Origin of the sequence: Methylopila sp. 73B, assembly GCF_000526315.1 — a bacterium.
GTDB lineage: Bacteria > Pseudomonadota > Alphaproteobacteria > Rhizobiales > Methylopilaceae > Methylopila.
Genome location: NZ_JAFV01000001.1, coordinates 398,840 through 421,550, shown reverse-complemented (window position 1 = coordinate 421,550; position 22,711 = coordinate 398,840). Strand labels below are relative to the sequence as shown.

At 63.1% G+C, this 22,711-nt stretch carries 25 protein-coding genes and 2 pseudogenes; 3 read left to right on the top strand and 24 right to left on the bottom strand.

All coding sequences use genetic code 11. From position 1 onward, the window contains the following. The 11 genes and pseudogenes from ribH to K244_RS0101975 all read right to left on the bottom strand — a co-directional run bounded on the left by ribH (nt 1) and on the right by K244_RS0101975 (nt 9,004). Nucleotides 1-486 (bottom strand): 6,7-dimethyl-8-ribityllumazine synthase, encoded by a 486-nt coding sequence (ribH, locus tag K244_RS0102020; RefSeq protein WP_020184571.1) that lies wholly within the window; start codon nt 484-486, stop codon nt 1-3. 36 nt (nt 487-522) lie between these two features. Then, on the bottom strand, nt 523-1,137 hold the full coding sequence (locus K244_RS0102015; protein WP_020184570.1) for a riboflavin synthase: 615 nt from the start codon (nt 1,135-1,137) through the stop codon (nt 523-525). A gap of 27 nt (nt 1,138-1,164) precedes the next feature. After that, a complete protein-coding gene (gene ribD, locus K244_RS0102010; protein ID WP_346430343.1) occupies nt 1,165-2,313 on the bottom strand; it encodes a bifunctional diaminohydroxyphosphoribosylaminopyrimidine deaminase/5-amino-6-(5-phosphoribosylamino)uracil reductase RibD in 1,149 nt (382 codons plus the stop codon). Beyond that, nucleotides 2,310-2,798: a transcriptional regulator NrdR gene (nrdR, locus tag K244_RS0102005; protein WP_020184568.1), complete on the bottom strand. Its 489-nt coding sequence runs from the start codon at nt 2,796-2,798 to the stop codon at nt 2,310-2,312. Before nrdR ends, ribD begins: the two co-directional genes overlap by 4 nt. A 22-nt stretch (nt 2,799-2,820) precedes the next feature. Further along, entirely contained in the window at nt 2,821-4,128 is a 1,308-nt protein-coding gene (gene glyA / locus K244_RS0102000; protein ID WP_020184567.1) for a serine hydroxymethyltransferase, read from the bottom strand. 414 nt (nt 4,129-4,542) lie between these two features. Continuing rightward, on the bottom strand, nt 4,543-4,770 hold the full coding sequence (locus K244_RS0101995; RefSeq protein ID WP_020184566.1) for a hypothetical protein: 228 nt from the start codon (nt 4,768-4,770) through the stop codon (nt 4,543-4,545). Between the two features lie 25 nt (nt 4,771-4,795). Further along, complete coding sequence (locus K244_RS0101990) at nt 4,796-6,061, bottom strand: L,D-transpeptidase family protein (protein ID WP_020184565.1); 1,266 nt, start codon at nt 6,059-6,061, stop codon at nt 4,796-4,798. Between the two features lie 400 nt (nt 6,062-6,461). Then, nucleotides 6,462-7,550, bottom strand: a complete 1,089-nt coding sequence (locus K244_RS0101985) for a tyrosine-type recombinase/integrase (RefSeq protein WP_020184564.1) — start codon at nt 7,548-7,550, stop codon at nt 6,462-6,464. A gap of 74 nt (nt 7,551-7,624) precedes the next feature. Continuing rightward, nucleotides 7,625-7,765: pseudogene (locus K244_RS24380) on the bottom strand (helix-turn-helix domain-containing protein); the annotation flags it as partial. Nucleotides 7,766-7,874: 109 nt separating this feature from the next. Continuing rightward, nucleotides 7,875-8,351: a hypothetical protein gene (locus K244_RS21325; protein ID WP_155931526.1), complete on the bottom strand. Its 477-nt coding sequence runs from the start codon at nt 8,349-8,351 to the stop codon at nt 7,875-7,877. 185 nt (nt 8,352-8,536) lie between these two features. Then, entirely contained in the window at nt 8,537-9,004 is a 468-nt protein-coding gene (locus tag K244_RS0101975) for a hypothetical protein (protein ID WP_155931522.1), read from the bottom strand. A 392-nt stretch (nt 9,005-9,396) separates the two neighbouring features. Between K244_RS0101975 and K244_RS0101970 the strand changes: the two genes are divergently transcribed. After that, the gene (locus tag K244_RS0101970) at nt 9,397-11,022 is read left to right on the top strand and encodes a MobA/MobL family protein (protein WP_020184561.1); all 1,626 of its coding nucleotides are present in this window, start codon (nt 9,397-9,399) and stop codon (nt 11,020-11,022) included. A 3-nt stretch (nt 11,023-11,025) separates the two neighbouring features. Here the strand turns inward: K244_RS0101970 and K244_RS0101965 are convergent, their stop codons facing one another. Continuing rightward, complete coding sequence (locus tag K244_RS0101965; RefSeq protein WP_081761409.1) at nt 11,026-12,540, bottom strand: type IV secretory system conjugative DNA transfer family protein; 1,515 nt, start codon at nt 12,538-12,540, stop codon at nt 11,026-11,028. 59 nt (nt 12,541-12,599) lie between these two features. On the opposite strand from K244_RS0101965, the gene K244_RS22950 reads away from it, so the two are divergent. Both K244_RS22950 and K244_RS22495 read left to right on the top strand, forming a co-directional pair. After that, nucleotides 12,600-12,869 (top strand): ArdC family protein, encoded by a 270-nt coding sequence (locus K244_RS22950; RefSeq protein ID WP_081761408.1) that lies wholly within the window; start codon nt 12,600-12,602, stop codon nt 12,867-12,869. A gap of 87 nt (nt 12,870-12,956) precedes the next feature. Then, nucleotides 12,957-13,538, top strand: a complete 582-nt coding sequence (locus K244_RS22495) for a zincin-like metallopeptidase domain-containing protein (protein WP_020184559.1) — start codon at nt 12,957-12,959, stop codon at nt 13,536-13,538. A 218-nt stretch (nt 13,539-13,756) separates the two neighbouring features. On the opposite strand, the gene K244_RS0101955 is transcribed toward K244_RS22495, so the two are convergent. The 12 genes and pseudogenes from K244_RS0101955 to K244_RS0101895 form a co-directional block, all read right to left on the bottom strand. Then, nucleotides 13,757-13,996, bottom strand: coding sequence for a hypothetical protein (locus K244_RS0101955; RefSeq protein WP_020184558.1), 240 nt, complete (start codon nt 13,994-13,996; stop codon nt 13,757-13,759). Then, complete coding sequence (locus K244_RS0101950; protein ID WP_020184557.1) at nt 13,996-14,424, bottom strand: hypothetical protein; 429 nt, start codon at nt 14,422-14,424, stop codon at nt 13,996-13,998. The genes K244_RS0101955 and K244_RS0101950 overlap by 1 nt, the downstream gene beginning before the upstream one ends. Further along, a complete protein-coding gene (locus tag K244_RS0101945; RefSeq protein WP_020184556.1) occupies nt 14,424-14,669 on the bottom strand; it encodes a hypothetical protein in 246 nt (81 codons plus the stop codon). The genes K244_RS0101950 and K244_RS0101945 overlap by 1 nt, the downstream gene beginning before the upstream one ends. Nucleotides 14,670-14,701: 32 nt before the next feature. Beyond that, nucleotides 14,702-15,289, bottom strand: coding sequence for a glycosyl hydrolase 108 family protein (locus K244_RS0101940; RefSeq protein ID WP_020184555.1), 588 nt, complete (start codon nt 15,287-15,289; stop codon nt 14,702-14,704). After that, on the bottom strand, nt 15,286-15,642 hold the full coding sequence (locus K244_RS0101935; protein WP_020184554.1) for a hypothetical protein: 357 nt from the start codon (nt 15,640-15,642) through the stop codon (nt 15,286-15,288). Before K244_RS0101935 ends, K244_RS0101940 begins: the two co-directional genes overlap by 4 nt. Nucleotides 15,643-15,977: 335 nt before the next feature. Next, complete coding sequence (locus K244_RS0101925; RefSeq protein WP_020184553.1) at nt 15,978-16,964, bottom strand: hypothetical protein; 987 nt, start codon at nt 16,962-16,964, stop codon at nt 15,978-15,980. After that, the gene (locus tag K244_RS0101920; RefSeq protein WP_020184552.1) at nt 16,964-17,482 is read right to left on the bottom strand and encodes a hypothetical protein; all 519 of its coding nucleotides are present in this window, start codon (nt 17,480-17,482) and stop codon (nt 16,964-16,966) included. Before K244_RS0101920 ends, K244_RS0101925 begins: the two co-directional genes overlap by 1 nt. Nucleotides 17,483-17,507: 25 nt before the next feature. Next, a complete protein-coding gene (locus K244_RS0101915; protein ID WP_020184551.1) occupies nt 17,508-19,256 on the bottom strand; it encodes a hypothetical protein in 1,749 nt (582 codons plus the stop codon). Next, on the bottom strand, nt 19,253-20,041 hold the full coding sequence (locus K244_RS0101910) for a hypothetical protein (RefSeq protein ID WP_020184550.1): 789 nt from the start codon (nt 20,039-20,041) through the stop codon (nt 19,253-19,255). The genes K244_RS0101915 and K244_RS0101910 overlap by 4 nt, the downstream gene beginning before the upstream one ends. After that, nucleotides 20,038-22,155: a tape measure protein gene (locus K244_RS0101905; RefSeq protein WP_020184549.1), complete on the bottom strand. Its 2,118-nt coding sequence runs from the start codon at nt 22,153-22,155 to the stop codon at nt 20,038-20,040. Before K244_RS0101905 ends, K244_RS0101910 begins: the two co-directional genes overlap by 4 nt. A gap of 3 nt (nt 22,156-22,158) precedes the next feature. After that, nucleotides 22,159-22,347 (bottom strand): annotated as a pseudogene (locus tag K244_RS0101900) (phage tail assembly chaperone); the annotation flags it as partial. A gap of 17 nt (nt 22,348-22,364) precedes the next feature. Then, nucleotides 22,365-22,703 carry a GTA-gp10 family protein gene (locus K244_RS0101895; protein ID WP_197027136.1) on the bottom strand — a complete coding sequence of 113 codons (339 nt, stop codon included), beginning with the start codon at nt 22,701-22,703 and terminating at the stop codon, nt 22,365-22,367. Between the last annotated feature and the right edge of the window lie 8 nt (nt 22,704-22,711).

Sequence of the window (22,711 nt, the reverse complement as noted above, 5' to 3'; positions counted from 1 at the left end):
TCAGACGCACCCCGCCCAGCGCTTGAGGCGAAGCACGGCGAGGGCCGCGGCGGCGGCGTCCCCGCCCTTGTCCATCTCGGCGACGCTGGCGCGGGCGAGCGCCTGCGCCTCGTTCTCGACCGTCAGGATGCCGTTGCCGAGCGGGAGCTTCCGGGCGATGGACAGGTCCATCAGCGCGCGGGCGCTCTGCTCAGTGACGATCTCGTAGTGGGTGGTCTCGCCACGGATCACGCAGCCGAGCGCGACGACCGCGTCATAGGGCTGGTGGCAGGCCGAGGCGGCGTCGGCGAGGATCGCGATCGTCGGCGGGATTTCCAGCGCGCCGGGCACGCTGACGACGTCGAAGGCCGCGCCGGCCGCCTCAAGGCGGGCCTTCGCTCCCTTCAGCAGTTCGTCTGCGATGGCGTCGTAGAAGCGCGCCTCGACGACGAGCACGCGGGCGGGCGTCTTCTCGACGCCGCCGACGCGGCGTTGCGGTTCGGCCATGGGGTGACAAATGCCTTCAAGATCAAGCGGAACGGCTCAGTAGCCGAGGCTGCGCGCCTCGGCAAGCCGCCCGGCGTAGCGCGCCATCATGTCCACTTCGAGGTTGACGCGGTCGCCGACCTGACGGTCGGCCCAGGTCGTCGCCCCGAGGGTGTGGGGGATGAGATGCACCGAGAACAGCTCGCGGTCCACCTGATTGACGGTGAGCGAGATTCCATCAAGGCAGACCGAGCCCTTTACGGCGATGAACTTCGCGAAATCGATCGGCGCGGCGAGCACGAAACGCGAGGTGTCGGGGCCGTCGTCGCGCTCGACGATCTCGGCCGCGCCATCGATATGGCCGAGCACGAGATGACCGCCGAGCTCGTCCCCGATCTTCAGGGCGCGCTCCAGATTGAGCCGCCGTCCCACGCCCCATTCGCCGACCGTGGTCAGACGCTGGGTCTCCGGCCCCGCCTCCACGGCGAAGGCCGCGCCGAGGCCTTCGGGCTCGACGGAGACGACCGTGAGGCAGACGCCGTCGCAGGCGATCGAGGCCCCGAGGTCGATCGAGCGCGGGTCGTAGCGCGACGCGATCATGAAGCTTGTGATCTCGTCGCCGTCGTCGCGGGCGACGACTTCGCCGATGTCGGAGATGATGCCGGTGAACATTGAGGCGCCTCAGGGTGACGGCGCGGCTTAAGCGCGCTCGAAAAACGTCCAGCAGTCCTCGCCAACGCTTTCGCGGTCGATTTCGGCGAAACGCGCCGACTCGGTCAACGCGCCGAGCGGTCGGCCCTCGAGCGCGCCGATGGCGTCGGGCCCCAGCGTCGCGGGCCCCCGCGCCACCACAGCGGCGTCCACGAGGTCGGCGTCCAGCAGGCCGGCGGCGATCGTGGGGCCGCCCTCCACCATCAGCCGGGTGACGCCGCGCAGCGCAAGCAGCTTCAGCGCCCGCGGCAGCGAGAGCCGCCCGTCCGGCCCGCGCTCCACGCGCATGACGTCGCAGCCCGCGGCGCGCAGCGCGAGCTCGGCCGCGACGGGCGCGTCCACCGCCGCCACGATCCACGTCGGGACCGCGTGACAGGTCGTGACCAGGCGCGAGGTCAGCGGCAAGCGCAGGTCGGAATCGAGCACCACGCGCGACGGCGAGCGGTCCGCCATGCCCGGCAGCCGGCAGGTCAGGGACGGATCGTCGGCGAGCGCGGTCCCGACGCCCACGAGGATGGCGTCGGCCTCGGCGCGCATCATGTGGACGCGGCCGCGCGACGCCTCGCCGGTGATGGCGACCGGACGGCGGCCCGCCAAGGCGACCTTGTCGTCAGCCGACACCGCGAGCTTCAGCGTGACATGCGGTCGTCCCAGGGTGACGCGGCAGACGTGGCCCGCCGCGATCCGCAGCGCCTCCCGTCCGCAGCCGCCGATCGCCACCGCAACGCCAGCGGCGCGCAGGCGATCGACGCCGCGGCCGTCGACCCTGGGATCGGGATCGCGCAGGGCGGCCGCGACGCGCGCGACCCCCGCCGCGACCAGGGCGTCGACGCAGGGCGGGGTGCGGCCATGGTGGCTGCAGGGCTCGAGCGTGACGTAGAGCGTCGCCCCCGCCGCGGCCTCGCCGGCCTGCGCGAGCGCCATGGTCTCGGCGTGCGGACGTCCCCCGGGCTGGGTCCAGCCGCGGCCCACGACGCGGCCTGCGGGCGACACCAGGACGGCGCCGACGGACGGGTTCGGAGCGGTGCGGCCCAGGCCGCGCCGGGCCAGCGCCAGCGCGACCGCCATCCAGCGCGCGTCGCTTTCCGCGCAGCCGTCCGGGCCATCGAGGCGGGGGAGCGCGAGGACGTCCATCATCGCGGCTCGCCCGCCGCGGCGGCGGACGCCGCCTCGTCGCCCGCGAGCTCGTCGAGCAGGGTTTCGAAGTCCTTGGCTTCCCGGAAATTCTTGTAGACCGAGGCGAAGCGCACATAGGCGACGTCGTCGACGGTCTTCAGCCCCTCCATCACGAAGCGGCCGATGGTCTCGGTCGTGACCTCGGTCTCGCCGCTCGCCTCGAGCTGGCGCACGATCGCGGAGACCATCTGCTCGATGCGCTCCGGATCGACCGGGCGCTTGCGCAGGGCCACGGCGAGAGACCGGTGCAGCTTGTCGCGGTCGAACGGCACGCGGCGGCCGGAGCGCTTCGCCACCACGAGCTCGCGCAGCTGCACGCGTTCGAAGGTGGTGAAGCGCTGGCCGCAGACGCCGCAGACCCGTCGGCGACGGATTGCGGCGTCATCTTCGGTCGGACGGGAGTCCTTGACCTGCGTGTCAGGCGCGCCGCAGTGCGGACAACGCATTCAGTACTCCCGCGGTTGCTCCTCAGTCCGCGTAGATGGGGAAGCGCTCCACCAGGTTCGAGACCTGCTGGCGAACCTTCGCCTCAACCGCGCTGTCCTCTTCCGTGTTGTTCTGCGAGAGCACGTCGAGGACCTGGGCGATCATGTCGCCGATTTCCTGGAACTCCGCAACGCCGAAGCCGCGGGTGGTGCCGGCCGGGGTGCCCAGGCGGATGCCGGAGGTGACGGTCGGCTTCGCCGGGTCGAACGGAATGCCGTTCTTGTTGCAGGTGATGTGTGCGCGGCCGAGCGCGATCTCGGAGACCTTGCCCGACAGGTTCTTCGGACGCAGGTCGACGAGGATCAGGTGCGTGTCGGTGCCGCCCGAGACGAGGTCGAAGCCGTGGCTCTTGATGTTCTCGCCGAGCGCCTTGGCGTTGGCGATGACGTTCTTGACGTAGACCTTGTAGTCCGGCTTCAGCGCCTCGCCGAAGGCCACCGCCTTCGCCGCGATGACGTGCATCAGCGGGCCGCCCTGCAGGCCGGGGAACACCGCCGAGTTGAACTTCTTGGCGAGCGCCTCGTCGTTCGTCAGGATCATGCCGCCGCGGGGGCCGCGCAGCGTCTTGTGCGTGGTCGTGGTGGCGACGTGGCAATGGTCGAGCGGGTTCGGGTGCTGGCCGCCGGCGACGAGGCCCGAGAAGTGCGCCATGTCGACCATGAAATACGCGCCGACCGAGTCCGCGATCTTGCGGAAGGCCGCGAAGTCGATCTGACGGGGGTAGGCCGAACCGCCGGTGATGATCACCTTGGGCTTGTGCTGCTCGGCGAGCGCCGCGACCTCTTCCATGTCGATGAGGTGGGTCTCGGGGTCGACGTGGTAGTTCACCGCGTTGAACCACTTGCCCGACATCGCCGCCTTGGCGCCGTGCGTCAGGTGGCCGCCGGCGGCGAGGTCGAGGCCCATAAAGGTGTCGCCCGGCTGCATGAGCGCGAGGAACACCGCGCCGTTCGCCTGCGCGCCCGAGTGAGGCTGCACGTTGGCGAAGTCGCAATTGAAGAGCTTCTTGGCGCGGTCAATCGCGAGCTGCTCGGCGACGTCGACGAACTGGCAGCCGCCGTAGTAGCGCTTGCCCGGATAGCCTTCGGCGTACTTGTTGGTGAGCACGGAGCCTTGCGCTTCGAGCACCGCCCGCGAGACGATGTTCTCGGAGGCGATCAGCTCGATCTCGTCGCGCTGGCGGCCCAGCTCCGACTTGACGGCGTCGGCCAGCTCGGGATCGACCTCCGCGAGCGAGGCCTGGAAGAAGCGGCTTTCGGCCGCGCGGGCCTGGACGTCGGTGACGGACATGGACGGCTCCTCCTCGAATTGAGCGAGCGTCCGCCGGCGCGCCGTACGCGAACCGTCGCGGACATCAACCCAGCGAAACCCGCGCGTGCGACGCGGGCGGCTGCGTGTTCTCGACCAACGGCTACCACATGTCGGAAAGCGCAGCCAAGCCGCGCAAGCCGGTCCCGCGACTTGGTCGCATCAGACTTTCGAAGGGCTGGCATGCCAGATACCTGCGAGATTCGCTCGGGCTTTAGCGATTCAGCGGGGTCGCCTTCAGGCATTCTGAGCCAACCCCGACGTCGCGCCAGTGACTGGCGGGCGACCCCAAAGCGTCGCGAATCCAGCGTTCGCCGTCGCTCAACGACCGCGTCACCGTGTGTTGAACATGCCGGACCACCCTAAGCCCGCCCCGTCAGGGCCTGGCTCAGCGCGCTATTCCCGGGCCAGCCGCAACCGAAGCTTGCGCAACGCGATCAGCTTGAGGTGCTCCTGGCTGGCGTTGGTCGGGCCGACGACGACCACCTCGATCCCGGTCGCGCCGTCGATCGCCGCGCAGCGGACGAAGCCGCCGCGGGTGATGAACTCGAACAGCACCTCTCCGGAAACGCCGACGGCCGGCGCGCCGCCTTTGGGAGGCGTGCGCGGCCGGCCGTCGGTCATCGTCGCGGGTCCTGCGGGGCGGCGCTCAGCGCGCCATCGCGAGTTCGCCGGTGCCGTCCATGCCGTAGATGTCCTCGCGGAACTGCACGGCGCCGTCCTGCGCGCCCCAGCCCGAGATGTAGCGCCAGTAGACCGGCACGTAGGGCGTGAGGTTGATGTCGATGCGCTCGCCGGACTTGACGGCGGCGTCGATCGCGCGCCGGTCCCAGCCGGCCTGGTTCTTCGCCAGCCAGCCGACCAGTTCCTTGACGTTCTGAATGCGCACGCAGCCCGAGGAGTGGAAGCGGGCGTTCTCGCCGAACAGGTTCTTCGACGGCGTGTCGTGCATGTAGACGCCGTCCTTGTTCGGCATGTTGATGCGGACCACGCCCATCGAATTGTCGTCGCCCGGATCCTGGCGATACATGTACTGCGTCGCCTCCATCGTGTTCCAGTTGATCTGGTCGGGCTGCGTCTCGACGCCCTGCTGGGAGTAGATGCGGATGCGCTTCTTCGTCAGGTACTGCGGGTCCTTCTGCATCATCGGAATGAGGTCTTTCCGGATGATGGAGGCGGGCACGGTCCAGAAGGGGTTGAAGTTCACCTGCTGGATCTTGGCGTCGAGCACCGGCGAGGCGCGGTCCGCCTTGCCGACGACCGCGGTGTAGCGCGCCGCGACCTGGCCGTCCTCGACCGCCTCGATCTCCGCCGCCGGGATGTTGCAGAGCACGTAGCGCGCGCCGATGTTGCCGCCCGCCATGGTGCGGATGCGCACCACGTTGGTCTCGAGCTGGCGCAGACGGGTCTCGGCCGGAATGTTGAGCGACTGCATGGTGTCGTCGCCCACGACGCCGACCGGGATCAGGCCGTGGCGAGCCTGGAAGCGCTTCACCGCGCCCTCGACGTAGCTGTCGAACACCGGCGACATGCCGAGATTGGGATCGAGATCATTCGTGGCCGCGAGACGCTGGCGGAGCGCGACCACGCGTTCGCCGCGCGAGCCGAGCTTCATGCGCTCGCCGGCCGGCACGCGGCTCCAGCCGCCGCGGGAGACGATGCTGGTGTAGTCCTGGATCGCCTGCTCCGTCTGCTGGACGGTCGCGGGCGACAGCAGCGGAGTGCGCGAGCCGGACGTGCGGCTGACGCGCGCGGAGGCGTCGAACCTGTCCTTCCACTCGGCCTGGCTGTCGAAGGAGAGCGACATCTCCTGCGCCGAAGCCGCCGTCGCGAAAGCGCCCGCCGCCGCGCCGACGCCGAGCCTGAGGGCGTCACGGCGCGAGACGCCGCCAAACATCGAGGACCGTTCCGTCACGACCGAGTGCTCCCCACTGAAGACATGCGGCGCGGGCGGATGACCGCCCCGGCGCCGACACGCAGAGTGCGCGGGTCTTGGTTAACGAACCCCGACCGACCCATCCTGCAACGAGTGGAGAACGCGTGCGAGTCGGACCGATCCGATCGTCCTGCGCCGCCTTAGACCCGAGAGCCCGCGCCTCCGTTTCGCTTGATCAGCCACCGGTTTGAGGCGGAACGATGTCAGGAGCGAGGGTCCGACGCGCGCTCAACCCGACGTGATGCGCCGAGGCCGCAGCCCGAAACGCAGAACGGCCGCCGGAGGGGTCCGACGGCCGCGCGCAGAGCGAAGGCGAAAACAGAAAATCGATCAGAGACGGAAACGGATCTGGTCGGTCCTCAAAGCCGCGAGACTGTAATTACGCCGCTTTTCGGAGCTTGTGGCGCGACGTTGGCGCGAGAACGTCCTGCAGCAGCTGTTCCAACGCGGCGCAACTCTTGGCCAGGTAGTCCGGCGCGTGCGGAGCATACCGCAGCGTCATGTCGTGGCCAAAGCGGAGATGCCCGAGCTGGCAGGCTATTTCCGCCGTGTCCACGCCCTGCTGCCTCAGATACCGGGCAACGGTGTGGCGAAGGCTGTAGGCGTTCACCTGGTCATCCAGCCCTGCCCTGCGCCGGGCCAGCCGGATGATGTTGTCCATCTTCCCCACCTCCCGGCCATGGAACCAGATCAGGCGGCCCTCAGGACGGCCTGTGAAGCGTTCCGCGAGCGTCGGCGGGAGTTTGACCGTGGGACGAAATTTGGACGTCTGACGCCTTCCCTGCGGGTTGAGGAACACCAGCCCCTCCCCGAAGTCGATTTGCCGCTTCTCAAGCGTGATGATCGCCTTGGGCCGTGAGCCGGTTCCGAGCACCAGCAGGAAGAAGTCCTGCCAGTGGCGTTCTTCGCTGCCCCGGTAGTAGGCCCGCAGCTCATCAAGCGTCAGTGGTCGACCAAGCGGCTTGTCGTATTCCCCCTTCACCGTCTGAATATACGGACAGGTGTCGATAACACCGCGTTTCCATGCCCGGCGGATTGCCGCCCGGCCAATCTCCACCACCCTGTTGATGCTGTTTGCGGAGTAGCCGTGAAGCCGGAGGAATTCGTGGAACTCCTCCTGGCGGTTTACGTCCCGCACGTCCTGAATGGTCGCATCGCCCCAGAACTCATTCCACTGGCGGAGCAGGATTTTCACAGTTGGACCGGACACTAGCTTGGAGCCGTGGTGGTTCCAGTAGTCTAGAATGACCTCCGCCAGCGCCACGTCGCCGGGCTTTGAAAACCCCGCAGGCATTTTATGGTTGGCGTAATACCATTCCAGCAGGCGCGTGCGCGCTATTTCAAAGTCTGACGTGCCCAAGCTGACGCGCTTGCTGGACTTTGAGGCTTTGTCGTACCAGACGCGATACCAGGCGTCGGAGCCGCTTCGCTGTCCGAGGGCGTATTCTCCGATTGTGAACTCAGCCATAGCTTGACCGCCTCTGTCCCGAAAATCAGGTAATCGCAGAGGTGGATGCCGAGGTACTTAACCCCACCGTCTCCGCGCGAGACAAACGGTATCTTCCCTGCCCTGCGCCAACGCTTCAGGGTCGTATAGTCACAGTCGAGAATGGCGGCCGCTTCCTGCTCACCGTAAGAACGGAACAGGACGATGCCGTGCTCTATGGCAACCGCTTCCCGCATGGCTTGGCGCTCGGAATATTCCACCTTTGCACCCTATCCTACCGAACACCTGCTACCAACCACGGCTCTTGGGTTTGGGGCACTCTGAACGCGGGTGCATCCGGGGGCGTCAGTAGAGCCCCCCGGTGCCTCCCTGCGGCCCCTGAGGCGTCTTTGGGCGCTTGGGAGGGGCTGGAGTGATCTGCATGGGCGGCGGTGGCTGGTGAGCCCGTCCCCAGGCTTTCCGCTCAGCCTCGGAACAGAACCCTCCCAGCCGGAATAGCGTGTCCGCCCACATCGGCAGCAGGAAGGCGACCACGGCATAGACGAGCGCCAGTTGCAGACCCCTCTGCCAGCGCCAGAGCCCCACGACGATCACGGCAATGAACAGGTACGCGAGGCTCAGGTCTAGCAGCGCGGCCACACCCAGGTTGTAAAATAGCCAGCGTCCCGCGCAGTACGCGAATGGGTAGTTGAACCAGTGGTTCCAAACCCAGTTTACTACCCCCACGGCCACCGCCACACCGAGGACGGAGCCGACTGAAATCCCGATACGCTTCACACTGATTGAATGGCGCGGCGCTCGCTGGGGATGGAAACCTTTCATGCGACGCCTGCAAAACCCAAGGGGACACCACATGCGCAGAGAAACGCTCCGGGAAACATATGATCGTTCTAAAGCAGAAGGGCAGATTTTAGCGGATCAGGGCGTTTCCCGCCCCGCCAGGTTTGCCATCGGCGCAGGACGCGCGGTGGCTATCAACATCGTGCCGCTCACGCTGAAGTTTGTCGTCACGATCCTGCGGATAGGGTTCTCGGCGTTTCGCCGCTGATCTCTATGTCACGGTCAAATCCTATCCGGATGTCGCCCGGGTAAAAGGACACACCATCCTTCTCAAGCGGGCTGTTCTTGAACACGATGACCGGGAACAGCCCGTTATTGAACAGGAAAAGGTGTAACATTTGCCATTCCGGCCATTCCCGAATGGATTCCAACCTCGCTTTGGATACAAGAAAGCCCATGTGGAAGGGGAATTTGCCCCCTCCGATCCGGCTAAAATAATGAGCCTTCATATGCTCATCTAAAGCCTTATCCAAAACCGGCAGGCCTTCGTATCCAACCCCGTTCCCCATGAGCAGCGCGGGACCGGGTGCCATGTTCATCAAGAAATGGTTTATCGCCTGCGCCGGGTAACTCTGCCACGCCGCTTCTGCTTCTTTGACCACCACACGGGCATAGTCAGTGAAAAGATCGCTCACAATTCCAGACCCCGACCGTGAGTTCTACATCGCCGACGCGGACGGGATTTACCCCATCGAGGACTCTCACATCCTTCGTGCTCACTCTGTCATAGCCGAACACGAATACAACCAGAAGCTTCTGGACAGCTCACTTCCGGCCGAGGGGCCGCTAGAGGTTCCGCAGGGACCGCCGTCCGTGGAATTGCCTGCGCCCGATGGCCGTTCGTGGTCGATTGATGCCCATGGAAAGCTGACCCCGGTAGGATTTGGCCCAACCACCCGACAGATGTGACAGCGGTGCTTGGCACCGAGATGCACCCTCGCAACAGGCGCGAAGAAGGCAAAAGCATGTATAGTGCCCATCTACGGGTTGTTTCCAACAACCCCAGGGCAAGGGTATATCTGTTAACATGCCAGAGAAGGGCTATTACTGGCTCGATCTGAGCAACATTAACCGCCGGGACCACTCGCCCGGCACGATTAACGCGCACGCCAAATACTGCGCGCGACAATCCGCCTGCGACCTCATCATCTCGGTTAACCTGCCGCAGAATAGACACGCCCTGCAAAGGGCTTTGCGGGATTACGAGCGGCACATCACCGCGACCAGCCGGAAGGATGCACGGCTCGCGTACAAGGTCATGGTGGCGCTGCCGGTGCAGGCGCCTCGGGAAGCCCAAGTTGAAGCCACACGCCGATTTATTTGGTCCCTCTCCATGCAGGGGCGCGGTCGGGTGGCCGCGTTTTTCCATGACTTGGAGACTGCGAATCCGCACGCCCACATCCTGTTCATCGATCGGGATAAGGACACCGGCAAATCAGTTGCCATGCTCTCCGCCAAAGCCAAGGAACGGGCCGCGAAGGGGCTAGAGCCGAACTCCACCGAATGGCTCCGACAACTGTGGGAGTTGGAGTGCAACGGTGTCCTCGCGGAACAGGGTCTGGAGGTCCGGATAGACCGGCGCAGCAACCTTGAGCAGGGTTTGGAGAAAGGCCGTCAGAGGCTCGCCAAGGAGGAATACGAGAAGCTTCAGGAGCGCCAGGCTCGGCTGAAGCTTGAGGCCGAGTCCATCTTTGCCGAGCTGCGCAAGGGAGACGTTCAGGAGCCACCAACGCCCGAGGAATTCGGCATCGAAACGCCGGAGCCTATCGTGATGCCGGAGGAGGTTGAGCGCGAGGAGGCCCCTGCACTGGCGCAGGACGAGGCTATCGAAGCGCCCGAAATCGTCGAGGACGAGCCGGAGCTGCACCCGCATGCACCCGCAGAGCACCTTGCCGCACCTGACGAGGAGGTGGAGGAATTGGCACCCCCTTCAGCCGCGGAGGACCCAGTGGCGGGCACGAAATACGACGGGCCGGAGCGCCCTAATGATCAGCGAGTGCGGGACGCCCTCTGGTTCGCTCGGGACCACGAGTTTCTGCGCGAAACACGGGCGGAGATCCAGCGTCTTAAGGACCAGAAAGAAAGCCTTGAGAGGGAGGCCAAGCTGGCGTCGGCCAACTACTTCGCCGCCATGGCGGATCGCAATGCGGCGGACCAGGCTTATTTGGAAGCCGTGGACGCGCACGCCCGGTACACCCGCAACGGCGAGCCGCGCGGCTTCACTGTTCTCGGCTTTCGGTCCCCCACGCGAAGGAGGGCGGAACGCGCCATTAAAGCCAAAGGTGAGACCGATTATGCGCTTCAGAAGGCCGAGGAACGCCTGACTAAGCGCTCGGATGAGGTTGAAGCCCTCCGCAAGGCCGAGGAGCGGCGCGCTGCCCGCGAGGAGGAGGTCACCCAGAAACTCCAGTCGAAGTTCGAGCTGATGGGCAGCGAGGAGGAAATGGCGCGGGCCGAGCAGATGCTTGGTGCCGGTGTCCACGACAGCCTTGAGGGGATAACTGTGGACATGCTGGAGGAAATGCACAGCCGGGGACAGATCACCGATGGCGAGTTCCGCGGAGCCCTTCACTGTCTGGGCGAGCGTGCCAAGGCAGAGCTTTTTGACGAATTGCTTGAGGAGCGCGACGACAAATACGATCGGAGTCGATAGCACCTATCCGTAGAGAATATGCCCGTTCCGCTCCACGGACGTTTTCCAGCACCGGATGGAAAGTCTTCGGGTTAGTACCAGCCATTCATCTTCCGTCACCCGGCGCACGGCGTCCGGCTGGAGCACCTTTCCACCATATTCGTGATAGCTTCGGCTTTGACCGTAGTCATTCTGGCTAGTCGTCTCCCCGATATAGGTCCCCTGACCAAACATCTGCGATATGTATTGCAGGGTTCCGTAATGGGTAATTCCACTTGAGAATATCTGCGTCCACCCGCTCATGAATGACGGGCTGTCCCGGTAGGTATGGGACATTTCATTATGGTCGAGCCAAGCCATTACCAGTGTGACGCCGGCCTTGCGCAGCTCATTCTGCCCACGCTTCACGCCTTCGGAGTTTCCGAGGTTTACGGCCTCGTCAATGTAGATGCGCAGCGGTCGCTTGAAGGCAATCTTGCCCCGGGGGCGGTCCTTGATGTATCGGCCGAGGTTAATCCTCTCACGCACGGCATTATTGATAAGCATGCGCACCTGGGGGCCGACCGTGCTTTGATCGCCCATTGTTCGGATGAATACCGCTGTCGGCTGGTCACCCCTATACATTTTGGTGAAGTTCCAGCTGTCGGGATTTCGCTCCGTCAGCTTGCACCAATGGCGGGTTTGGAACGGCCGCAAAGCAACCTTCATTGTGGAAATAAAACTGCCATACTCATTCTTGCCGATAGTCTCCGCGAGCGTCAGGGCATTCAGGACGCTGTAATCCCCTTTCAGCTCTTGCCACTTCTCGGTCTCGGCCTTGAGCCCATCGCGCGACTTGAAGATGGACTGCAGAATGTCGATCAGCGGCGTATCGGGCTTTTTGTGAAGGTAATAGCTGATCGCACCCGCAAGTAGGCCGCGCGGCACGTCGGAAAAGTGCTCATTCCGCGGGTCGCCTGTTTTTGGGATGACGCTCAGGCAAAACGCCTCGGTGTCGATCTCAAAAGTCGCACTGTCCTTATCCAGAGATGCCAGCGGATCGATCTTCATCCCCATCTTGGGATCTTCGAGGGTTATCAAGATAACATTGTACCCCAGACGCTCCAGCTCGGCCCGGTGTAATCCCTCAAATTCCCCGGCGGCATCTAGGACAATGATGTCAGTACGCGGTTTACTTTTGGGCCAAAACTCCATCTGAAAAATATCGCTCGAAATGAACCGCGACTTTCCGGCACCACGTCCGCCGAAGATGCAAACGCCGTCATCCTCGTGTGAGTAGATGCTCATTTTGGTCTTGCCAAACAGTCTCGGAACGTCGGTCTGCCCGATGAACACGCCGCCGTTGTGATACGGCAGGTGACCCTCCCGCTTAATATCCGCGGGTGTTGCGATGCGCGCGTCTCCATGAGAATAGGTGTTTTCCACCTTTCCCCGCCCGATCTTACCCTGAATAAAGCGCGACGATTCAAGAACGGTTTTACCGACGAGGTACGGCGGACCCCAAAAGGGTAGCGTCGCTATTTTGATTACGCCCCACATCGGTTAGTATTCCTCCGTTAATCCTTAAATATCTTAACCTTTTAGCGGAGTGCTTGGCGATGAGCCACACAACGAATGCAGACTCACGTCCGCGAAAGATCGACGCCCTTTATGAGAGCGTCACCCAGCAGATCATCAACCACCTCAAAGAAGGGGTCCCGACTTGGACACGTCCCTGGGTCGTTTCAAAAAGGAACGGCATCGGTATCGTACCTGCGAACGCCATTTCCGCCAGACCTTACAGCGGGGCCAACATCCTCATTCTCTGGATTGCGCGCGAATTGTGTGGGTATCCGTCAAACGGCTGGCTCACCTACCAGCAGTGCTAGAAGGCAGGGGGACGCGTCCGCAAAGGTGAAAAGGCCACCGGCATCACCTTTGTCCGGTTTAAGGAGAAGACTGAGGAAGACGGCACGGTGCGGAAGATCCCCCAGACCCGCGCTTATTCCGTCTTCAACGTGGACCAGTGCGACGGCTTGCCGGAAACCCTCGCCGGGCCTTCCGGGACCATTCCCGAGAGCGTGGCGCAGGACCAGCTCATGCGCTGCATCGTCGCCACCGGAGCCAAGATCGAGTACCGGGGCAACAAGGCCGCCTATCTGCCCAACCGCGACATCATCGTCATGCCGCCCTATGAGACGTTCAAGGACGCTGAAGGCTTCTTCGGCACCCTGTCTCACGAAACAGTCCACTGGACCGGCGCTAAGGAGCGTCTGTCACGGGAGTTCGGCAAGCGGTTCGGAGACGAGAAGTACGCAGCGGAGGAGCTGGTCGCCGAGCTTGGCGCAGCCTATCTATGTGCAACTCATGGCGTCCCGGCCACCTTCCGTTCAGCTCAGTACATCGCAAGCTGGATCAAGGTGCTGGAAAACGACAGCCGGGCGATCTTTACGGCCGCCAGCTACGCCAGCCAGGCCGTCACGTTCATCCGCTCGACAGAGCAGAGCGACGTTGACGAGCTGGAGGAGGAGCTGGACCGGCTGGAAGCGGCGGAATGACAGAGCCGGGGGAGAGATCCCCCGGCTTCCGCCGTTGTGGAGCCTGTTTCTGTTAATCAGCTAATATTTTGGGAGTCCCGTAAGCCCACGAAAGGGAGCGGGACATGGACCCCCTGATTATCGAACTGCTGAACGCACTTTCGCCCCACGTCAAAGCTGTGACTTCGTTGATCATCACTGTGCTCATGATCCGTCATTGGCGGCGGCCCAGAGGATGATCAGCTGAGCAGTCGGCCTATGGCGATCCATAGAGGCTCAAGCAGATCCAGCTTGCCCGTGAGGCCGAGCGTGGCGACGATCGCCAATACGAGTCCGAGCAGCACCAGGCCGCGCCAGTTGATCAGGAACATGAAGGCGATTGAGACAACCGCCGCGAGGGTGCCGAGATAGAACAGGCGGTTCGGTTTCGCCCGGACTGTGGCCTGAGGCTCGTGGATGCCGCCACCATGGATCGGCATCACCGCGCCCCCACGAAGTCGAGCAGGCCGCTCACCTGAAGCCGGTAGCCTTCGCACTCACCGGCAAAGTCGAGGAAGGTTCCAGTATCCACACCATCCGCTGCACCATGCTCACCGGCTGGGGCCGTTTGGCCAGATTGCCCGGCAGGTCGGCGGATAAGGACTGTTGGACGGTCCGCGAGCAGCCGGCGAGCAGCAGCAAGCTCGCCATCCCGAGTATCAAGGCGTTTCTGAAAATCATTGAAGGCTTCCTGTGATTTCTGTTTAGACGCGGCGCACTCGGCCACCAGCGACTTTTGCTGCGCCTCCATGGCTTGCGCGTGCCGGATCTCCGCTACGTCCCGCAGCATGGTGTGGACGAACCACACCAGCAGGCCGCCGATGACGGCGGCGAGGATCTGCGACCAGTAGCGGAGCAGCAGCGCCATTACTCGGCGGCGGTGGCCGACGTGGTTACGGTGGTGTCGCTGGTGACGAAGGTTGGACCCTGGGCAATCACCGTGGCGCGCTCTTGAATCAGCACGCCGTCGACGACCTTCAGGGCGTCCTGCACCGGCTTGATCTCGAAATACTCGGCCACCCGGCTTGAACCGCCTATGATGAACAGGGCCAAGAGCATGTAAATGGTTTTCGAGGCAATCTCGGCAATTGCTTTGAGCGCGAACGTCGGCATGGAATAGCTTTCTTTATGAAAGCAGAATGTTCCTAAGCCGGAACCTCGTCAAGAATCCGATTAACGAACCAGCCATAGGTATAGTCGCGCTGGGTCACGTCGTCGGCCAGGTTCATGTAGCGGTTGCCCTGCAGGGTTTCGACCATGGCCACCAGCACGCGCTGCCCATCCGCGCCCCGGTGTGACTTTACCTGTTCGAGACGGCGAATGGTGGCTGGACCGATCTTGCCGTCTACCTTCAGATCCATGCCGTACAGGAACTTCCCGGCCTTCTTGTTGTAAGTGTTCAACGCGTTCAGGCTCCGCTGGAGCCACGGCCCGACTGAGGACACTCCGCAATTCACCCCGGCATCGCAGATCTCAACCGCCAGCACGGGCATGACCGCGGCGACCGCATCGAGGTTCAGGCTGTGCCAGTAATCGGTAAGGTAGATGCGATCCCGCAGCTCGTCCGGCAGCTCACGCATGTCGCCCTTGTAGAACCAGGGCTTCCCACGGGCGACGCGCTCAGTGATCCCGTCCTTCGTCTTGCCGCCCCGGTCGGTTGCGCGGTCGGAATAGCCGCGCTCGCGGATGATGATGTGCTGCAGGGCGTAGGCGCGGGCACGGGCGGTTGTCATTGACGGCTCAGTAGCCACGACACGAAGGCACCCACGCCACCAGCTCCGCCGATCGCGGCCACAAACTTGCTGCTAAGCCACCAGGCACCCTCAACGCGGGCCAGGTTGGTGGCCTGAATGCGCTCCACGTCGGTGATCCGCTTTTCGAGGCCGTCCGCTCTGAGTTCCTGACGTGTCGTCGTGCCGATTAGCGCCGCCATGGTCGTGTCGATGCGCGTTGTGGCCGCTTCGAGCACCTGCAGGCGCTGGGGGACGCCCTTCAACTCTCCGAAGCCGGAGGAAACGGTGCCGACCAGTTCATCAAGCAGGCTCTCTATGCGAGTGAGACGGGCGGTGTCGTTGGCGTTGCTCATACCGTCTCGCAGACACTAACTCGCGCCATACAGCTGTGATCTGAGTTGGCGTTTACGCTCCTTGATGGCGAACAGAAATTCGTCGTTCTCCGCAGTGATTGCGGGCTCCGCGTATCTGGGAAGCTTGCCGTCTAACGCCCATAATTCCTGCAACATGCGCTCCCGTTCGATTTCCTCCTCACCACCAGTCCAATTATTTCCGTCCCACACCTGAGACGGGTGCAGCGGCTCCGAAGGAACCTCAATGCTCCCCTCGGGCGGCGGGCATCCAACCCAGCTGCCGATATAGTTTCCTTGCGGGTCCACGAAGTGATGGCACCCAACAGCATGCTCCATTACGCCAGCTTCCATACTTTGACTTGTGCATAGGTTTCTGTTCCATACCCCGCGGCATTACCATAGGTCCCGCCGGCCGAACTCATTTGAAGCGCGAAAGCTTTAGGCGACACGATAGCGAACGGCGTCGGCGTATTTACCAAACCGGGCAGGTTGCTGGCGTATTGTGCTTGACCGGACATACCCCCACCGCTCGCTCCGATGCCGCCAACGGTAATGCCGTCAGTGAGATTTTGAATGCGGTGAGCAAAGGGGACCCCAGAGGTCCCAGGCAGTTGGGCAATGCCCCACGCTTCGGCGTAGTAAGTGCCCGCTGGCAGCGTGAATTGATTGCCCCCTAGGGTCGCACCGATGATATTCCGGACAATGGTATTCAGAACACGGGTCGTGTTTGTTCCACCCGCTCCTCCGCCTCCCGTATTTTGAGGCTTTTGATCCTCAATAATCAGGTCCGGCACAGCGGAGGCATAAAGGTTCGCCGGGATTGCACGGCCGGGTGTCTTCGATGCGATGGCGGCTAAGTCTGCAAGCTGGACAGCCCCTTGAGCGCTCGTCGTGGCGCTCGGCATGTCCGCCGGCACCATGCTGCGGAAGGTCGGGACATCCGGCGTGCCCGTCGTTGGGCCGAATAGCCCGCGGTTCGCGTTGACGGTCTTCCACTCCACCGCCTGACCATTGACGGTGAACTGCGTCGGCATTTCCAGGTCGAGCTGGATCGCCGTGCCGTCATAGACGTAGAGGCCGTAGATCCAGCGATCCACGCCAGATACGGTGATTTTGAGGTCATACTTCCCGTTGGCCAGCGTGCATTGGACCAGCCCGTTGGTGTCGGCCGTCAGCGGGTTTGCCTTGGCAGTGGTGCCGTCGTCTTCGAACAGGGCCGCCAGCGTCGTGGTGCCTGTCTCATAGATGCTGAGCTTGCCGCCCGGTGAAGGGGCCAGAACGCCTGAGGCGCTGCTGGTGATGGTGAGATAGAACTTCTGCATCAGGAGCCCGCCACCATGTGGCCCTGGAACAGAGCACCTGCGTTCACCGTCATGATCGCGCCGGCCGCGGTTGCCAGCACGTCAAAGTAGTCAGTGCTACCGTTCGCTTGGGCGAGAACGGAGACGGACGCCTGGCCACCGGTGACTGTCACCAGCGGCGTGCCGTTCTTTCGGATGGAGAGAGAGCCGGAAGCGGTATAGGTCGCGTTCAGCTTGAACTCGTAATAACCCGCCTTTGTCGGGACGTTCTGCGCATCGCCGGGGCTATAACTTCCCTTGGTGTCGAATTGCTCAGTTTGGAAAGTGACGATTGCCGAGTTTAAAGATGGGATTGTCTGGTTTGCATCCTTGGCGGCGGAGAAGGCTCCGATACTCACCGCCTTAAGCGCAATGCGAGGCGCGTTTACCGCCCCTTCTGTGACAGCTACGAGGTTATCCCGCAGGCGCTGAAAAATGCTTTGTTTAGCAGGCTTGTCCTGAGAAACCTCAGCATCATCAATCTCAAAATAGTCCGCCAATTACCCCGCTTTCGTTTAAGGCATCCTATGCGATAACGGGACCGGCTTGCAAGGCGCTCATTGCTCCGGCGTTATTGCTTACGAATAGGTATTTGGCTTTCTGAGTAGACGTAGCCGCGGACCAGTCCGGCAGATCGTTCGGCGCAATCAGAAAGGCTTTACCGCCGCCGGTCTGGCTAATCTGCAAAGCGGTATATTCCTGATGCGTGCCGACTTCGACATCGCGCACCTCAGTGATGATGAAGCGTGTGGTGGCCGGGTCGCCCATGGCGTTCTGAATCTGCCGTGAGGTCAGGTCGATCAGGTCGCCGGTGCTGCGCTCGTCCTTTGCATCGAGCCGGAACGTCACCTCGCGCGGTGTCTCGCCGTACCGGGACAGGATGCGCATTCCTAGAGCCGTCCCCTGCGCGGCCGTGGACAGCCACCGGGTCGCAATCTCCTTGCTCGACACAACGCCGTAAGAGACTTCGCCCTCCGCCACCGCATCGAGCACGGCGGCCACGGATCGCAGGTTGGCCTTCTGCACCTCCTTCACCGCGCTGATCTGTCCGAAATAGACAATTACCCGGCTGATCCGCTCTTTCTCCAGATCTTTGACCCGCAGCGAGCCCTCAAGAATGTTGTCGGCCTCATTGAGCTGCGGCACCTGCCCGGCAGGAAGGACCGGCACCAGCACCTTGAACCGAAGCTTGGCGGTTTTCTCATCCCACCAGAGCGCCGATCCCGTGCTGACCAGGATTTCTTCGATCAGCTTTTTGACGCCGGTGGGCTCGCTCAGGGTCACCGTGCTGGTCAGGCTTGAAAGCCAATTCCCCTCCTCCGCCTGCCAGTCGGTCAGGGGAATGTAAGCGGGGTCAATCTCGGCATAGGTGGTCAGGAGTTCGTAGAGGATCTGCGAAACGGTCAGCCGGTTGGTGTAGACCTTGGCCAGCTGCACCTTGTCATTGAGCTTGTGCGCCTCTGCGGCTGTCCCCTGTGCCCCGCGCACCAGACTGGTCAGCGTGTCGCCACTTCGGCCGCTGAAGGTCAGCAGCTCGTCCCCGATGCGAATGGTGCCAGACGCGCCGTATTCCACCCCGATGCCGGCGGGCACGAGCGTCAGGCTTGTGGCCACGTTGGTGATGTCGGCCGACAGAGCGCCTTGGCTGGTTTTCGGGGCTTCGGCCTTTTCCTGATCGGCAAACCGCAGGATGTCCTTCCCGATGATCTTGAAGCGGCCGTTTGCGTCCGGCCCCTCGAAACGGTCGATGAAATAGAGGCGCGTGCTGGTGTAGATTACCCGGTCGTCGTCAATGTAGCCGGTGTTGACCCGCATCGGCCGGTTGATGACGAAGGGGTTGCGGGCGCGCAGCTTCCCGAAGAACGTACCCACCGCCTCTGGCTGGTAAGGCCGTTCGGTCACATAGGGGTCTACACCCCGGTCGTGGTGCGGGAAGTCCGCCATGGAGATCGTGACAGAGGCGGAGACGGACAGCCCGTTTGGATTGAGCTGGGTCGCCGCAATGTCCACGTCCGTGATGCAGGGATAGATCACGTCGCCGCCGATCGGCAGCAGCGAGCCCGCCGAGCAAAAGCGGTAGGTTTTGGTGGTGCGGGAGAAGTGCTGCGGGTCCTGACACGTCTTGAACGTCTTGAAGCACTTTTGCGTGCCGGTCAGGCCCAGCACCGCGGCGCACGGCGCGACGCCGTATTCATTGGCGCAGGTGTCCAGATCCAGCTCGACAACGGTTATCGGCCGGCGGCCGACGCTGATGCGCAGCTCCCCTTCACTCACTCCACCATCCCCCGCAGGCGCAGGGCGGTTCCCATATAGCCGTAGTTGGAATGCCGGGGCGGCGTCAGATCATCCTCCACCCAGGCGAACATGCAGTCATCCGGCCGCTGCAGTGCGTCCGGCGTGAAGAAGAACGGCTTGCGCTCGGCGTGCTCCACAAACGGCTGCCAGTGATCCCGCACCCACTGGTCCGTCGTGCCCTGCAGGATCAGGTCGGTTTTGACGCCTTGCCCAATGACGCTGCGGCCGAGAAACGCGCCGGATTCTGACACGCTGGACAGCGTGCGCGTGGCCCGCGCCAGCACCGGCGGGGTCCAGTTCAGGTACATGCCGTAAGGCAACAGCAGGGCTTCCCCGAAGGCCAGCACGCCGATGCTGAAAGCCTCGTCGCACGTCAGCACCACGCGCCACTGCTTGGCCGGCACCGGGTCGAAGAACAGCATGCGGGGAGCGTTGTCGGCCGGGGCGATACCGTCACCCACGTTGACCCAGCTCGCGCCGTCCAGGCGCTGCAGGCGCAGGCTGCCGCCCTTCTTGAACAGATCCTGCTGGAAGTACGCGAAATAGCTGGCGTGCCGGGCCTTCGGCAGCGTCAGGGTAATGGTGACGGTCCCCGCCGAAGCGGGTCTGAAGAAGTCATCAGTCCGCCAGTCAAAGGCATTTTCTACGGGGTATTGAACTTCCGCGCTGGAGGCTACGACGGTTCCCTGTTCCAGCAGGTTATCATACCCGATACGTGACCGCCCCTCATTATAAAGCTGTTTTCCGACCGCTACGATGTTCATGCGAAAGCCACCTTTAATTGGGAGCCATCGCCAAAGGCGTCGTTCAGCTGATCAATGAGCTTGCGCACTGTGCGCTTGCTCAAAAGCGTATCTTCGTCGCCGTTCACGGTGATGTAGACCGAGCGCTGCACGGCATCCTTGCTGGGGGTCTCCGCTTCGGCCGGTGAAGGCATTCCGCCCGACCCACCCCCGCCGCCACCAGACGCGCCCACGCTGCCGCCTCCGCCGCCGTACGACGTTGAGGCAATAGCCGCGATGTTCGCCGCCTGGGCAGCCGCAGCGACCGCGGCGAACGTCGCCCCGAGCGCCGGCCCGCCGATCTTATTTCCGAACTTGTAGGCGTCCACCACGCTCTGGCGCGCCGAGATCAGCGCCTGTGCCAGGGCAGCAGCCTTCTCGACCATGAACGCTGTCTTGTTGTGCTGCGCGAGCTGCTGCAGCGAATTCCGGAAGCTCGCGCCTTCCTGTGCGGCGGATTTCTGCTGATATGCCAGCTGTACGCCGAGGAAGCCCTGCAGACCCCGCTGCGCCTCTGTCAGCCGGTCTTCATTCGCCTGGTTCTGCAGCTCAAGCATGCGCTCGTTGTGCTCGCGCTCCGCTTCCTCCAGCAGCTCATGGTGTTCCTGCACGGTGATGAGACGGTCATCGAGGCCCTGTAGCAGCAGCTCCTTGCGCTCCTCAAAGCGCTCCTGCTCCTGCTCGATGTCCGTGCCGAACTTGTCCACACGGTAGTCGTTCATGCTCTTGTCGAACTCGATCTCGATCCTCGACATCACCTCGTTGTAGCGCTGCTGCGTGATGGCCTTCTTCTCTAGCGCCTCCTCCAGAATCTTCTGGTCTTCCGCGTAAGCCAGGCGCATGCGGTCGGTGTCGTTCGAGTTGGCCGCATAGACGCTATCGACCCGGCCGGAGAGGCTTTCACGCTCCCGCGCGGCCCGGTCCGCAGCCGTTTTTGCTTTCCGTGCCGCTCCCGCGTTAGGCAGGGCCACCGCCTTGGTCCCGAGCGTGTAGGAACTCGCCACAGGTGCGGCAGTAGGAGTAGCCCCGACCGTCGCCGCCGCCTGATTGCGTGCCCCACGCGCCTTGTTGATGGCGTCAGTGCCTTCCTTCCCGAACAGGCCCCCGAAGATCGAATTGCCCACCGCCTCGGTAGCGGAGTTGATGGCGGAGACCGCGGTGCCGATTGCGCCGGCCACCCGCAGCGCGATATTCAGCACGTTGCTCAGCAACTGGACGAACGACGACAGGCCCGAGATCAGGCCAGGGTCATTCAAGGCGTCGGTGAGATCCTTGATGGAGCGGACCACCACATCCAGCAAGCCGCTGGCAGCAAGCTTTGTCTGAAGATCGAAGAACGCGTTGCCGAGCCGGTTAAACGCCGCCTGAGCGCCTTGGCTGGCTTCCTCGACACTGCCGCCAAGATCTTTGCGGATCTGTGCCGCGAACTTCGGAAGGAAGTCCGCCGACATCACCTCTCCGTTGCTAACCATCTTGGTAAACTCGGCCGTGGTTTTTCCCATGGACTTAGCAGCGATCTCAAACGCGCCCGAGAGACCGGAATCTCCAAGCTGGCCGCGCAGCTCTTCCATGCTCACGGTGCCCTTGCCCGCGATCTGTTCGAGCGCCTTGAACACCAGCCCGGTCTGTTCCGCGGAGAGGCGCATGGACACTGCCGCCTCGCTGACGCCGGTGAAGATCTGCTTGGTTTCGTCCAGCGTCAGGCCCGCGCGGAGGGAGGACGCCGCAAACCCGGCAAAGCCGTCAGAGGCCACCTGAATAGAAAGGCCGAGCCGGTCAGCTTCCGCACGGATAAAGGCCAGGGCGTCTGCGGCGACAGTCGTGCTGCCGGTGGCGGCGATCATCTTGTTGCGCAGGGCTTCCACCTGCACACCCGCGTCGATAATGCCCTTGCCGATGCTGAAGGCTGCCCAGGCACCTCCGAACGCCACCACCGCCATGCGGGCGCGTTCGATTGCAGCCTGAATGCCGCCGATGTGCTTTGTGGAGGAACCGCTGAAGCGTTGAATGTCGCCGGTAGCGGTAGCAAGCGAGGCTTGGAAGCCCTTTATGTCTGCGCGTAGCTCAACAATCAGAGCGTCAAGCGATTGCGCCACATATCAAGCTTTCCTTCGTTTCTCGTCGGCGGCTTTCAGGTCAAGGAATTCCTCCCTTGTCATGCCGCCCTCAGTCTTCACCCCCTTGGCCGCCAGGTAGCCTTTAACAGCCACGCTGTATTCGAACATGGTGCTGGCCCAGAACTCGGAGGGTGGCCAGCGCAGAACCCCGAGGGCGGACATCATCACGTCCTCCCACGGGAATGCCTTTAGGCCTTGTCCTCCGGCTGAGGCTTTCCCACGGCCACCCCTTTCAGGGTTCCGGTGACGAACTCAACGACCGCCGGCATCACCGCGCTCAGACCTCTATCCATGACGGCTTCACCCACCGCATCCTTGGTCAAGCGGTGGTCATCAAAGCCCTTGAGCCCGTAGAAGATGATGGTGGCACACTGGTCCACACCCACGTTCCCCTGACCAATTTTGTCGATCAGCGGCAGGATGTTGCCAAGGTCGCGCTCGATGTTCCGGATTGCCGCGAAGGACGCCCGCATTGTGCGGGTTTCTCCGGCTAGCTCGATACTTACCTCATTGCGGGGATTATCCATCATAACCC

Bases quoted from the DNA above. Each gene is read 5' to 3' on its own strand.
- K244_RS0101910 (WP_020184550.1), bottom strand. From the start codon at position 20,041: ATGAACATCGTAGCGGTCGGAAAACAGCTTTATAATGAGGGGCGGTCA.
- K244_RS0101955 (WP_020184558.1), bottom strand. From the start codon at position 13,996: ATGCCGATCCATGGTGGCGGCATCCACGAGCCTCAGGCCACAGTCCGG.
- nrdR (WP_020184568.1), bottom strand. From the start codon at position 2,798: ATGCGTTGTCCGCACTGCGGCGCGCCTGACACGCAGGTCAAGGACTCC.
- glyA (WP_020184567.1), bottom strand. From the start codon at position 4,128: ATGTCCGTCACCGACGTCCAGGCCCGCGCGGCCGAAAGCCGCTTCTTC.
- K244_RS0101895 (WP_197027136.1), bottom strand. From the start codon at position 22,703: ATGGATAATCCCCGCAATGAGGTAAGTATCGAGCTAGCCGGAGAAACC.
- K244_RS0101985 (WP_020184564.1), bottom strand. From the start codon at position 7,550: ATGGCTGAGTTCACAATCGGAGAATACGCCCTCGGACAGCGAAGCGGC.
- K244_RS0101925 (WP_020184553.1), bottom strand. From the start codon at position 16,964: ATGCAGAAGTTCTATCTCACCATCACCAGCAGCGCCTCAGGCGTTCTG.
- K244_RS0101965 (WP_081761409.1), bottom strand. From the start codon at position 12,540: ATGTGGGGCGTAATCAAAATAGCGACGCTACCCTTTTGGGGTCCGCCG.
- K244_RS21325 (WP_155931526.1), bottom strand. From the start codon at position 8,351: ATGAAAGGTTTCCATCCCCAGCGAGCGCCGCGCCATTCAATCAGTGTG.
- K244_RS0101945 (WP_020184556.1), bottom strand. From the start codon at position 14,669: ATGCCGACGTTCGCGCTCAAAGCAATTGCCGAGATTGCCTCGAAAACC.
- K244_RS0102015 (WP_020184570.1), bottom strand. From the start codon at position 1,137: ATGTTCACCGGCATCATCTCCGACATCGGCGAAGTCGTCGCCCGCGAC.
- K244_RS0101940 (WP_020184555.1), bottom strand. From the start codon at position 15,289: ATGACAACCGCCCGTGCCCGCGCCTACGCCCTGCAGCACATCATCATC.
- K244_RS0101995 (WP_020184566.1), bottom strand. From the start codon at position 4,770: ATGACCGACGGCCGGCCGCGCACGCCTCCCAAAGGCGGCGCGCCGGCC.
- K244_RS0101970 (WP_020184561.1), top strand. From the start codon at position 9,397: ATGCCAGAGAAGGGCTATTACTGGCTCGATCTGAGCAACATTAACCGC.
- ribD (WP_346430343.1), bottom strand. From the start codon at position 2,313: ATGATGGACGTCCTCGCGCTCCCCCGCCTCGATGGCCCGGACGGCTGC.
- K244_RS22950 (WP_081761408.1), top strand. From the start codon at position 12,600: ATGAGCCACACAACGAATGCAGACTCACGTCCGCGAAAGATCGACGCC.
- K244_RS0101950 (WP_020184557.1), bottom strand. From the start codon at position 14,424: ATGGCGCTGCTGCTCCGCTACTGGTCGCAGATCCTCGCCGCCGTCATC.
- ribH (WP_020184571.1), bottom strand. From the start codon at position 486: ATGGCCGAACCGCAACGCCGCGTCGGCGGCGTCGAGAAGACGCCCGCC.
- K244_RS0101935 (WP_020184554.1), bottom strand. From the start codon at position 15,642: ATGAGCAACGCCAACGACACCGCCCGTCTCACTCGCATAGAGAGCCTG.